Genomic DNA, 12942 nt, shown 5'->3' with positions numbered 1-12942 from the left:
ACAATTGGTGCTCGTCGTACTAGTCTGTTCGACGAGCCGGGCCCAGCACGGGTCTGCTACCGGGAGGGGGCCCCTTGAGCACGCCATTCGCCGACGACTCGTTGCTACCCAAGGCTGTCCCAGAAATGCCGGTGGGCCCGCACGGGCGAGGTATGGTTCTGCGATCTGAGCGTGCTGACTGGGAGCGTCGGGCTGCTGTGGCAGAGCAGGTGACTAGCGACCTGACCTCTGCGCTAGAGGCGCTCAACGGCATTGTTCGTTCAAACTATTTCGGCGATTGTCGCGAAGGTGAGAGCGTCTTCGCGGGGTTGACCCGGGCGACGGCTCAGCTGTCGAGCGAACTTACCCGCGGAGTGCACAGGACCTCGGCTCTCGGCGAACGATGCCGTGCGGCCGCGGCAACAATCGAGGAAGTCGATGTGGAGGGTGCGGCCGAGATTGCGACTTAGAAAGGGTGCGGTTGTTGTTGCGACCGCTGCACTGGCCGGTCTCGTGTTAATCGCGTGCACGGTACCTGGATCACCCGTTCCAGTCCCTTCGTCCGCCAATTCGTCGTCCAGCGTCCATTCACTACCTCGACAAACCGACGATGACGGACGGATACTGCCGTTCGAGACGAAGTTTCAAAACCGCTGGAGCATAAACAACGATGGCACTCGGTACGAACCCTGCACTCAGGTTCCCGTGTCTGTTGTCCGCGAGTTCGGTCTAGAGGAGTCCACGGTTTCGGACGTCGCTGCGTCGGACTTTCAGACCGCACGCGGATGCAGGTGGAGGTTCCAGGATGACCGCCTTTCTTCCCTCGCCCAGTCAGTAGGTAACTTGACCCGGCCATCGGAGGGTCTCGGTGGCTATAAGGCGATGTACGCGTCGAGTACGGCATGGTTTGCGGATACGGAAGTTGCTGGCCGACCCGTCCTAGTTGGGTCGTATATGGACGCAGAGTGCGGTGCCGTAGTTCGTTCGGGCAACGCCGTCGTCATCACATCGGTTCTTCGGTTGCAATCGGACCCACCGCCGACTCGCGAAACTTGCGCCGTGGCTGTCGAATTCCTGCGTGCGACAATCAACCAGATTCCGGTTTGAAACCTCCCAGCAGCCCAATCCGGGCAGCGACTGGAGCGCTCTGGCTGGAATCACACAGGGTTGGCGGGCGATCCGACTCGGATCGTCGCAGGACGGTCAAGCGTTAGCTGTTTGCGGCGCAGGCAGTGCACTTCGAACCTGCACCTCCGATGCGACTCTTCAGCATCCGTTCTCAGAAGGGGTTTCGCACTGTGCAGAGGAAACTGTCGCTGCGAGCAAATCGCCCTACCGTCGCCGCATGAGCACTGACGCGAACGGTAGGCAAAGACTGTCAAGATCACGCTCCGCGTCCACACCGTCCACGGTGTGGCTAGCCACCGGACTGATGATCACCGGAGCGAGCATCCAGCTCATCGGCATGTTCCACGCGCTCTCGTTGGTCGACGCAGCTAGGGAAGAAGCGTGTCTGCGGCAGTCCGTTCGCCTCGGTGACGGATCGACTTATTGTCCATGGCCATGAGAAAGTCCCCATTGGTGGCCAGGTCGAGGTCCCCGCTGGTGGCCAGATAAAAGTCCCCACCCTGTGTTCGTCGTGTCGACCCGGAACTGAGGGCCCAGGCGATGACGGTGAAGGTGCCAACCGATCACCATCACCGCCTGGGAGTTCCATTGAAGTCTGCGAAGGACCGTATGGACATCATTTCTGCTTACCGAGAACTCGGAAGCTATCGCGCCGCAGCCGAGGTGTGCGGCACCACCCACAAGACCGTCAAGCGTGTGGTCGACCGGTTCGAGGCCGACGATCAACCACCCGACCGCAAGGAACGGGCCCGCAACTACGATGCGGTCGCCGAGTTGGTCGCTGAGCGAGTCGAGCGGTCACACGGCCGGATCACCGCCAAGCGACTGCTGCCGGTAGCACGTGCCGCGGGCTATGAGGGCTCGGCCCGCAACTTCCGTCGTCTCGTCGCCCAGGAGAAAACACAGTGGCGCCGTGATCATCATCGTGGCCGCCGCCCGGCGGTGTGGGCTCCGGGTGACTACCTGGTCATCGATTGGGCCGTAATCGGCGGGCTGCACATGTTCTGCGCGGTGTTGGCGTTCTCGCGGTGGCGGTTCGTTCGGTTCGCCACCAACGAAACATCCATCACCACACTCGGATTCATCGCCGAAGCGTTAGAAGAGATCGGTGGAGTGCCCAACAAGGTACTCGCTGATCGGATGGGTTGCCTCAAAGGTGGAGTCGTCGCCAACGTCGTCGTACCCACCCCCACGTATGTGCGGTTTGCCACCCACTACGGGTTTTCCCCGGACTTCTGTCACGGCGCCGATCCGGAATCGAAAGGGATCGTGGAGAACCTCTGCGGGTACGCGCAGTCGGATCTGGCGCAGCCGTTGTGGACCGAAGCCAAGATCGCTGCTGGTCGTGACGACGTGCAGCTGGATGTGCACGCAGCGAACCGGGCCGCGCGGGACTGGTGTGTCGAGGTCAACACCCGCCGTCACAGCGACACACTGTGCGTGCCTGCTGACCAACTCACGATCGAACGAGACACATTGAGCCCGTTGCCGTCTCTGCGGGCCCAGGTCGGTCCACCGCCGGTCACCCGTAAGGTCGATCGCCTCTCCTGTATCCGGTACGCCTCGGCCCGCTACTCGGTACCCAACCGGCTCATCGGCACCACCGTGACCCTCATCCAGGACGGTGAACGGCTCCTGATCGCCGAACCTACCTCCGGTGAGGTGGTCGCCGATCATCTGTTGGCCGCACCCGGAGAGGTCGTCCTCAACGATGCCCACTACGGGGGGCCACGCACCCCGCCCAGTCGTGCACCACGACCCAAAACCGCAGCAGAGAAGCAGTTCTGCGATCTCGGTGAGGTTGCTGAGCAGTTCCTGGTCGGTGCCGCGGCCATCGGGAACACCCGCCTGGGCGGTGAACTCGACGACATCCTCGGGCTCGTCACCTCCCACGGCCACGAACAGGTGCTCACCGCCCTGACCAGGGCGGTGGCATTCCGACGGTTCAAGGCCGCCGATGTGCGCTCGATCCTCGATGCCGGAGCCGGCACCCCCAACCCGCGACCGGCCGGCACAGCACTGCTCGGGCACCTGCCTACCGCGCCCACCCGCTCGCTGGATGCCTACAAGCTCGGCGCCGGCGACAAGGAGGTGTCATGACCACCACAACATCGACACCCGTTGCACCTCGAGACAGTGCCGCCACTACCGGCCGACCTCGACCAAGCGCTACGCCGATTGAAGCTCGCCTCGATCCGCCGCACCGCACCCGAGGTCCTGCTCACCGCGAAAACCCAGCGATGGACACCCGAAGAAGTACTGCGAACCCTGGTCGAAGCCGAGATCGCCGCTCGTGATGCCTCCAACATCCGCAACCGACTAAAAGCTGCCGGGTTCCCGGTCACCAAAACCTTGGAATCGTTCGACGTGGCCGCATCCTCCATCCCGGCCAATACCTTCGAATACCTATCCTCACTGGAATGGGTTCGAGCCCAACACAATCTGGCCTTGATCGGCCCAGCCGGGACGGGTAAGAGTCACACCCTGATCGGGCTGGGGATCGCCGCAGTACACGCCGGACACAAAGTGCGGTACTTCACCGCCGCCGACCTCGTGGAGACCCTGTATCGCGGACTGGCCGACAACACCGTCGGCAGAACCATCGACACCCTGCTACGCCAAGATCTGCTCATCCTCGACGAGATCGGATTCGCACCACTCGACGACACCGGCACCCAACTACTGTTCCGGCTCGTCGCCGGCGCCTACGAACGCCGATCTCTCGCGATCGCCAGCCACTGGCCCTTCGAACAATGGGGACGATTCCTGCCCGAACACACCACCGCCGCCAGCATCCTCGACCGGCTCCTACACCACGCCACCATCGTCATCACCGACGGCGACTCCTACCGCATGACACACCGAACGGAGGTGCCACCCACCTAGAACATCCCGCACAGGGTGGGGACTTTTACCTGGCCACCAGCGGGGACATCAAACTGGCCGTTGACACTTATCGGAGCTCTGACGCACTAGATGTCGCGAGCGAGACCGGGACCAACGTCGCGACCGGTTTGATCGTCGCGTCCTGCCTCGCTCTTGCCGGACTCTGGCTACTGCTTGCGTACGCCAACCTGGGCGGTTTCCGCTGGGCACGTGTGACGGCTACGGTCATCGGCGCGGCAGGCATCGTCTCCGGGTTAGTGTCCGTCGCAACCTATGACAAGTCGATAACCGGCACGCTCGACGTGCTGCTGCTGGTGATCGAAGTAGCCGTACTGAGTCTCCTATGGCTTCCTCGCTCAACCGCCTATTTCCGGCAGGTTTCGGCGTCGGGGTGAAGTAGCAGCGCGAGCCGGTCATCCGCTGCCCGCTGGCGAATCGATGCTTCCAGGGACGTTTGGCAGAATGCGGGCATGGTCGAACAGAGCATCTGGATGCAGAAGTCCGCCGAGGATCCCAACCACTCAAGCTGGTACGTCGAACGCTTCCGCACCCTGGCACGCGAGGGCAACGACCTGGTCGGCGAGGCTCGGCTCATCGACACGATGTCGGCGCGCGGGTCCCGCATCCTTGACGCCGGATGCGGCCCGGGGCGCGTGGGCGGGTACCTCGCCGAGGTGGGACACGACGTCGTCGGCGTCGACGTCGACCCGGTCCTCATCCAAGCCGCCGAAGAAGACCACCCAGGCCCACGCTGGCTGGTGAACGACCTCGCCGAACTCGACCTCCCGGCCCGCGGCATCTACGAGCCGTTCGACCTCATCGTCTCCGCCGGCAACGTGATGGCGTTCCTCGCGCCGAGCACCCGAGTGACCGTCCTCGAGCGACTGCGCGCGCATCTTAGTGACGACGGCCGTGCTGTCGTCGGGTTCGGCGCTGGTCGGGACTACTCGTTCGACGAGTTCCTCCAGAACGCAGCCACAGCCGGCTTCGCTCAGGACCTCTTGCTCGAATCGTGGGACGTCCGGCCGTTCACAGACAAGTCGGAGTTCCTCGTGGCGGTCCTGCGAGTCGCGTAATCGGTTGCGTGGGAACGCTACTGTCGACGCGAGCAGCACGACCACGGTATCTCCGGCGGGTTCGGTTTGTTCAATCCTCCCCGACGAACGTCCCCTCGGTGATCTCGACGTTCCGACGATAGTTGCTGCCGCATCCGCCAGCGCTCGGTCAGCCGGGACGCGGCGATCTTCCACTCGCCGATCGGGGTTGGTGGGTGACACGGCGGGCGAACAGCAACCGCAAAGACGCTAGCGGACTCCGTGCGGCCACAGAGCTCGCTGGTTCGGCAGTCCTCTGTCGATTGAGCTCCGCTCGCCCTCCATGCCGCGTCATAATGTCCGAGCGGACCCGTACACGCTCCGGACCAGCGATGGACGTGGGTGCCGAAGCCTACAGACACGTCTACCGGGAGATGGTCCTCATGCGATTTGTTGGCATCGGAGTTGCGACGGCCGCAGTGTTCTGTGCACATAGCCCTGGAATCGCGGAGGCGTTGCCATCGTCGGTGCACCGCGACGGCGGTCCCAGCTATGAACACGAGCTAGGCAAAGACTCAGCCGACGGGCAGCTCTACTGCTCAGGACTGACTGCCTCCAGGACGAGTAAGGCACTGACGCGCGCGCCGAGCGTCCAACTTGGAACACCATGCGCCAAGTTGGGCGACCGGGCCCACCGACTTCAGACCGACAGCGTCGCCACTTGCCGGCACACGCCGCAAGGGCGGCGTTGGCAATGACAGACGACGGTGGGCGCCGGCGGGCCAGTAATCGGGACGAGGCGCTCGAGATGTCCTGGTCGCAACTGCTGACCGGACCCCGACGCACGCCCGATGTAACGGCTTCCGAAGCTGCCGGCACCGGCGTGTACGCGTGGTGGGGCTCTGAGTACCTACCCTGGCCACCTGACTTCACGCCAACGTCGATCACCATCCCACTGTATGTAGGTTTGGCCGCATCCCAGACTGTGGGCAAGCGGATTGCCAAAAACCATCTGAGCTCAACACGCCGGTCAGCACTCCGGCGCAGTCTCACCGCTCTGCTTGTCGACGACCTCAAACTCCGGCCGCACGTCGAGCGCTTACAAGCCCCCGGAAAGTTCACCCTTGCTCCCCTCGGCGAGCGAGCCCTCACCGATTGGATGCGGGAGCACCTGTCGGTCTCCTGGCTCGCGACCAACAGACCCGGACCGGTGGAGGCGGCGGTGATCGCGGAACTCCTTCCTCCGCTGAATGATGTCCACGCGACTGGATCTCCCTATCGAAAAGGACTTCGGGAACTGCGCGCTAGAATCTGCACAGATGTTGAGGACTAGCTCCAAGCAGTCGCATGTGACTCCGGATTCGTAGGTTCACAACAACATCCGACTCAAGACGGCTTCGGGCAGAGCCTGACTGCTCGTTGCGCTGAAGGCCTTCAGTCGAAGGTAATTGGTTGAAGATGCGGCGCCGACGTATCACTGAGTCTGACAATGAGGTCAGGGCTTCTTCGCCGATTGAACAGCGACAGCAAACCGGCACGTGAGTGCGCTACGGGAGTACTGCCGACATAACGGACGGCGGATGTCGCTTACGCCCCACGGTCGCCTTCTCGGACTAGGCGGCACCATCGTCTGCGCGGACGGATTCGGTCGTACGCAGATGGGCCGTGGCAGGGCGGGTCTACGGCCGCGACGAGCGGTCGCGGATTCGTGGGTAACAAGCCCGGGCCGGGGACGCGGATCGCCGATGTCTCGCCCAGGATGTCCGGATTACGTGATCTACTCCATCTGTGTCCGATGACCTGTCTCCCGGAATCTACGAATCCGTTCTGACGGAGCGCTTAACGAATCGCTTGGCTTCAACGGGCCTTGTGCCAGAGTTCGCCGATATCTCGCCGGCATCCGAGCCGCACGTCTACGCACGACATGTCGCGGGTGTCGTCGAACGACATCTCAGCAGCTTGCCGGAGAGCGCGCGGCAGGAAGCGGCTAACGCCATCCTGAATCACCTCACTGCTGAGGACGACGAGGCGATCTCGCGCACAGAGATGCTGGCATCGCTGCGTGCGGCGGGTACATCAGCCCCGACCCGTCCGGCAACGCCGTTGTCCGAGGTCGCGCTTCTGACCAACCGTCGTGACGAGCCCAACATGGCGAGCGAGATATCACGCGAACTCGCCAGCGCGGATCGTGTCGACCTTCTCTGTGCTTTCATCCGGTTTGCTGGCATCGCGGTCATTGGACATGAGCTGGAAGCGCTACGTGCGCGGGGCGTGCCCCTGCGAGTCATCACTACGACGTATCGTGGCGCTACCGAACGACGCGCAGTCGACGAACTCGTCACGAAGTACGGCGCCGACGTTCGCGTCCGCTACGACACTGCTACTACCCGATTACACGCTAAGGCCTGGCTCTTCCGCCGAGAGTCCGGATTCGACACCGGGTACGTGGGCAGCTCCAACCTCTCTCGATCGGCGATGGTCGACGGACTGGAGTGGAACGTCCGAATCTCGGGTATCAGCACGCCCACCCTCATTCGAAAGTTCGAAGGCGTCTTCGACACCTACTGGCACGACCCGGCATTCAAGCCGTACGACCCAGCAACGGATGCCACAACGCTCGACCAAGCCCTATTCGAGGCCGGCGGCGGCAAGAGCGGTAGGGAGACAATTACCGTCTCAGGGCTAGAGGTGCAGCCATGGCCGCACCAGGAGCGCGTTCTGGAAGCTCTCGAGGCAGCTCGCGAAGTGCACGACCACCACCGCAATCTCATCGTTGCGGCTACCGGAACCGGCAAGACCGTGATCGCTGCCCTCGACTACAAGCGCCTGTGCGAACAGGCCGGCAAGCCGCTGACCTTACTGTTCGTCGCACACCGCAAGGAGATCCTGGAGCAGTCCCTACGGAAGTATCGCGAGGTTCTCGGGGACGGAAGTTTCGGGGAGCTGTACGTCGACGGGCACCGACCGACCGACTGGCAACACGTTTTCGCCAGTATCCAATCACTCAGCGGCCGTGGCGGCGACAGCGTCGACGCGACCGCGTTCGATGTTGTCGTCGTCGACGAGTTTCACCACGCCGCCGCAGGCACATACACATCGCTGCTGCAACGAATTGCGCCTTCGGAGCTGCTGGGCCTCACCGCAACTCCCGAACGCACCGATACCCTCGACATCCTCCACTGGTTCGGCGGCCGACCTACGTACGAACTCCGGTTGTGGGACGCTCTCGAACAAGACCTACTGTGCCCCTTCCACTACTACGGTCTCGCCGACAACACAGACCTTCGTGACCTGACGTGGTCCCGCGGCGACTACCGAATCACTGACCTCGAGAATGTGTACACGGGAAACGACGCGCGGACACTCCTCATACTCAACGCCGTGCGTGACTACGTGTCCGACCCGTTCACAATGCGAGCACTTGGCTTCTGCGTTTCGATCGCCCACGCCAAGTACATGGCCGACGCCTTCTCCAAGCAGGGCATCCCCGCGTTCGCGGTATCGGCCGAGACGCCCAGCGCCGTTCGAGCGCAGGCGTTTTCCGATCTCCGAACGGGTGCCGTCGCTTGTCTCTTTGCAGTCGACCTCTTCAACGAAGGCCTGGATCTTCCCGATGTAGACACCCTGCTGATGCTTCGGCCCACTCAGAGCGCCACTATCTTTCTCCAACAGCTTGGGCGTGGGTTGCGTCGCAGTAGGCGGAAAGCGGTTCTCACGGTGCTCGACTTCATCGGCCACCACCGCGCGGAGTTCAACTTCGCTCCCCGGTTCAGCGCACTAACCGGGACACGTGGAAACCGCCTGCTCGACGAAATCTCAGAGGGCTTTCCATTCCTACCCGGCGCTAGCCGGATCGTCATGGATCGGCAGGCCCAAGAGATCGTCCTCGAGTCGATCAAACGAGCGTTGCCCACCAATCGCCGCTCGGCACTGATCGCGATGGTGAAAGAAGCGAACACTAGTGATCTAAGCGATTTTCTCGCGCAGACGGATAGCGATCTCTCGATCGTGTACTCAGGTAGCGGAACTCGGGCGTGGACGCCGCTCCTGCGCGATGCTGGACTACCGACACTGCCATCAGGTCCAGACGAGGACTCGCTTGCCAAGCGCGTCCGAGCACTCGCTCATGTCGACGACCTGGAGCGCGCAGACGTCTATCGCCGGCTGGCCGCTCCTGACGGGCCCACCTATCACGAACTCTCGCCGCGCGAGCAGACTCTCGCACGGATGCTGTTCTTCACTCTGTGGTCCGATCGGGGAGGTTTCACCAGCTACGACGCCGGGTTTAACTTCCTACGCGCACACAAGGCGATCTGTGCGGAGATCGGCCAGCTACTCGACATCACCTCTGCCGGGATCCATCACGTGCCGCGCACCGTCGACGGTCTCCCCCTTCAGACTCACGCTCAGTACCGGCGTGAGGAAGTGTTGGCTGCCGTCGGCTTCGCCAACTGGGAACGTAAGGCGCGAGGACAAGCTGGCGGCGTCACCTGGAGTGGCGATATCGGTGCGCTATTCGTGAACCTGCACAAGGACGAGCGAGAGTTCAGTCCTTCTACGATGTACCGCGACTACCCCATCTCCCGGGACACCTTTCATTGGGAGTCGCCGAACAACACAGCCGTCGACTCCCCTATGGGTCGGCGATACGTGGAGCAGCGCAACAACGGATGTGAGATCCTGCTGTTCGTTCGCGACCGACCCAATGGTGCGTTCGGTGCGGAGCCGTTCATTTTCCTGGGGCCCGTGGACTATGTCAGTCACCGCGGCGAACGTCCGATCGCAATCACTTGGAAGCTGCGTCGTCCGATGCCGATGGATGTGTTTGAGAGTGGTTCGGTGGTGGCGAGTTAACTCCTTGCCGAGCAGATTCGAGCAATACGATGCCGGAGTCTGCCATATCCACTGCACGTTCCCGCCACGGAAAGCTACGGCGGAGTGTTCAGTCAACCCTCCTATCGGGGTGGACCCTAAAACCGTCAGGTAACGGCTTAAAATCTGGCTTATCTGACGTGACGGGAGCCGAGGTGTGGAACTGACGTAGTTTCTTAATGGCGACATCACCAACGACGAAGTAACTATGTGTACCCCCGGTGAGGCGGACCACGTCGCGCCTGTACGACTCCCTCATCGGAGCACGAATCCGCGAGTCTCCATACCCCAAGCAATTCGCCTGAGCTATATATGCATGAAGATCCAGAGCGGAAGATTCGACAAGTGACTCAAAAGAGTGAACATCTCTGTTCCATTCAGGAACGATGAGTGCGTCGACCGATCCTCTTAATGCCGCCCGGTGCTCAATATTCGTCAATTCACTGCAGATGAGAAGCGAAAATCTAAATCCGTCGTGGAGGATCACAGGAGGAATCGACCAAGGGACGTCAGGCACAAGGGTCAATCCGTTAGGTTCTAGAATCTTGGACTTTTCCGGAACTGCGGGACACTGCTTATCCTGGCGATAAACACTATATTGAGAGCCGAAGTTTCGTATCGGCAACGCACACCACACCTGATTGGTAACGGAGCCCGGAGGGCCAACACGAGAAGGCTGGTGTTCAATCCCTGAAATCAACCCAATATCAGACCGACGGAGAACGGTTGCAAGGTCGCTGAACCACTTGCTAGGAATTGCAATTTCGGGAAGGACAAGATAATCGGGCCGACTTGGATGTTTCGCAACCGAAATGGCTAGTTTGTACAGGTCATCGAAACGGTCCAGCGAATCGTTTGGCAGCCCTCGAGCAGCATTAAAGGCATCAGTTTCATCCAGTTCTAGCATCGCCACTGCAATGCGGACGGAATCGCGAGATTTAAATGTGCTGCTTACGATAGAGGGTGGTCGTCCGGCAGTCCGCTTGAGCCACATTCGGGGATAACCAGGTGCACCCCGCAAACCTAGGATAACTCGCTGAATGATTCCGGATGGCGCGAGTCCATATACCCCAGGACGAGTTAGAGCGAGGCATGTCTCGAGCTCTGAGATAGTCGGAGGCCTGGTGGGGAGGACGACACCGAGGTTTCGAGAGCCATCAATTTGGAGGCCCACTAGACGAGGCACTTGCGATTTGGAGTTGAAGTCACTTCGCCGCGGAAGGGCCCGTAGGGCCTTAACCAGAAGGTCTGCTCCTTCAGATAGTTCCTCGGGAAGCACGAGGTCGTCTGATGTCGCCGGATCAAGGTCAGGAGCATTTTTGATATTGAGCAGAGACCATCTGTATGGTCTGTGAGAAAGGTCGCGTCGCATCATTTCGAGCTGATACTTTCGAACAGTTGCGATCGTCTTAAGCGGCCGTTGATCACTCTCGAAATGTTGCCTAAATAGGCCGCGAATTACATCCCAACTTTTCGTAGACAAGCGTGCAGGCCACGCAGAAATGACGGACTCAACAAGGTGGTCTCGGTAATCCTCTGACCAACGAACCAGCAGAGACTGCATCTGCAACTGACCGCGCGGCTCCGTCACTGGTACACGGCCAGCCTGCGGTCCGGAAAGTCTCATATCACAAGTTTCGCGGACTAATGTAACCGTCGTCTTTAAGACGTCCAGGATAACGCCAAGACTATCAGTATCCGCGCATGCTGCTGCTAGCGAAATCAACCGAACACTGTAGGGCTCTAGTTCAAAGAATCTCGGTAGCGTTAGCGACGCCTCCGAAATAGCGCGAATAGACTCGAGTCGCTCTTTCGCCCATCGATTCGCCGGTAGATTGCGTTCGTAAACGCTTAGGTCACGGAGTCTCAGAGACAGAGCTTGCCTACGGCCCGAAGTTAAGTCGAAATCACGCAGCTTAGTAGCAACGTTTGTTGTTGCGAAAGCGAGGGCATTAGATACTCGATCACCCACCTCCGGGAGCGGCGAGAAGGACCGCCATTCACTGGTCCTGTCCTGTAGATTCAAGCGGATAGACTCAATTACCGCTTGGCCGCTCGCGCCACTTAAGTGAAATATCTTGTTCTTAGAGTTCCCGAAGTGAATTTGAGAGGATGCCAAGTAGTGCGGAATAAATGAAAGAGATCCGGCAGATTCGTCCATTTTAGCGCTGGCACCGTCTATCACATCCCCCCGCAATCGTATGAGGCCGTCGCTCCGCTCGACTATCCATGACGAAAGGCTGCTTGGATCTGAAAATTCCTCTGTGGTTTCAATTGCGAGAAGAATGTCATCGACATACCTACCGTAGTAGACAGGATTAGTGTTGAGTGCGATCCTGTCGAGTTCAATTAAGGCCAGGTTTGCGACGACAGCGGAAGCCGGCAAACCAACAGGTATACCAACCATTGAGGAGCCCACCGTTTGTCCGGTCTGCCGTGACCATTCGATTAGAGCGGCGGTGAAGAGGCGATTCAATTTGTCCTGATAGGGACTTAATTCAAGATTGAGAATTTCTCGAACGAACGAATCATTCAAGAGGAACTCCGGGTTAAGGCGGTGGTAGTAGGACGAAATATCAGCCGTAACGGCTACTACCTCTTTGCCTTCTGCTACAGACTTCGCCATTGCACGGATACCGCCATCGCGCCATTCCTGATAGGCGAACTGGTAGGGTTGAAAGCTACCGACACCCAGCTGGTTGATACCCGCTCTGTTGGATTTCCTTAGCCTGTTTCCGCGAGAGTGGAAGGAGAGTCTACGATCCATCGCAGACCCAACGTGTAGCATCCATAGTGTAGATAAGACGTGGAAGTCGATACTACACTTCGACATGATCCTGAACTCGGCCAACGGCCTCTCGCCCTGGTTGCTGGCAACAGAACGCCATGCTTGGTTCGGGTCCGAATGGATGACCGCTTGGCGACTGGGGTCGTACTTGAGAGTTTTGGGCGCTAACGTAAAGGTGCCGACAAATCTTGAATCCTGGACCCAGGATTCACTACTCGAATTGATTCGACGACTCAATTCGTTTAGGTTCTGGTT

At 60.2% G+C, this 12942-nt stretch carries 8 protein-coding genes; 7 read left to right on the top strand and 1 reads right to left on the bottom strand.

The genetic code is table 11. The features are described 5' to 3' along the window. Positions 1-417: 417 nt before the first annotated feature. The 7 genes from AC3B5T_RS19275 to AC3B5T_RS19245 all read left to right on the top strand — a co-directional run bounded on the left by AC3B5T_RS19275 (position 418) and on the right by AC3B5T_RS19245 (position 9881). A complete protein-coding gene (locus AC3B5T_RS19275) occupies positions 418-1086 on the top strand; it encodes a DUF3558 family protein (RefSeq protein WP_084817372.1) in 669 nt (222 codons plus the stop codon). Between the two features lie 609 nt (positions 1087-1695). Beyond that, positions 1696-3207 (top strand): IS21 family transposase, encoded by a 1512-nt coding sequence (gene istA, locus AC3B5T_RS19270; protein WP_488357826.1) that lies wholly within the window; start codon positions 1696-1698, stop codon positions 3205-3207. Between the two features lie 21 nt (positions 3208-3228). Continuing rightward, complete coding sequence (gene istB, locus AC3B5T_RS19265; RefSeq protein ID WP_488357825.1) at positions 3229-3993, top strand: IS21-like element helper ATPase IstB; 765 nt, start codon at positions 3229-3231, stop codon at positions 3991-3993. Between the two features lie 128 nt (positions 3994-4121). Next, positions 4122-4388, top strand: a complete 267-nt coding sequence (locus AC3B5T_RS19260) for a hypothetical protein (protein WP_488357824.1) — start codon at positions 4122-4124, stop codon at positions 4386-4388. Between the two features lie 75 nt (positions 4389-4463). Beyond that, positions 4464-5069 carry a class I SAM-dependent methyltransferase gene (locus AC3B5T_RS19255; protein ID WP_055477350.1) on the top strand — a complete coding sequence of 202 codons (606 nt, stop codon included), beginning with the start codon at positions 4464-4466 and terminating at the stop codon, positions 5067-5069. Between the two features lie 625 nt (positions 5070-5694). Then, complete coding sequence (locus AC3B5T_RS19250; RefSeq protein WP_488357823.1) at positions 5695-6360, top strand: GIY-YIG nuclease family protein; 666 nt, start codon at positions 5695-5697, stop codon at positions 6358-6360. Positions 6361-6827: 467 nt separating this feature from the next. Beyond that, positions 6828-9881, top strand: a complete 3054-nt coding sequence (locus tag AC3B5T_RS19245; protein WP_488358788.1) for a DEAD/DEAH box helicase — start codon at positions 6828-6830, stop codon at positions 9879-9881. An 88-nt stretch (positions 9882-9969) separates the two neighbouring features. Here AC3B5T_RS19245 and AC3B5T_RS19240 read toward each other — a convergent pair whose 3' ends face one another. After that, positions 9970-12666, bottom strand: coding sequence for a reverse transcriptase domain-containing protein (locus AC3B5T_RS19240; protein ID WP_231632828.1), 2697 nt, complete (start codon positions 12664-12666; stop codon positions 9970-9972). Between the last annotated feature and the right edge of the window lie 276 nt (positions 12667-12942).

This window comes from Gordonia sp. G4 (assembly GCF_057770005.1).
The sequence above is the reverse complement of the archived record's forward strand: the minus strand, read 5'-3'. Positions and strand labels throughout refer to the sequence as shown.

What these genes read in the sequence shown, in the direction of transcription:
- AC3B5T_RS19255 (WP_055477350.1), top strand. Translation starts at nt 4,464, where the DNA reads ATGGTCGAACAGAGCATCTGGATGCAGAAGTCCGCCGAGGATCCCAAC.
- AC3B5T_RS19250 (WP_488357823.1), top strand. Translation starts at nt 5,695, where the DNA reads ATGCGCCAAGTTGGGCGACCGGGCCCACCGACTTCAGACCGACAGCGT.
- AC3B5T_RS19275 (WP_084817372.1), top strand. Translation starts at nt 418, where the DNA reads ATGTGGAGGGTGCGGCCGAGATTGCGACTTAGAAAGGGTGCGGTTGTT.
- AC3B5T_RS19240 (WP_231632828.1), bottom strand. Translation starts at nt 12,666, where the DNA reads ATGGATCGTAGACTCTCCTTCCACTCTCGCGGAAACAGGCTAAGGAAA.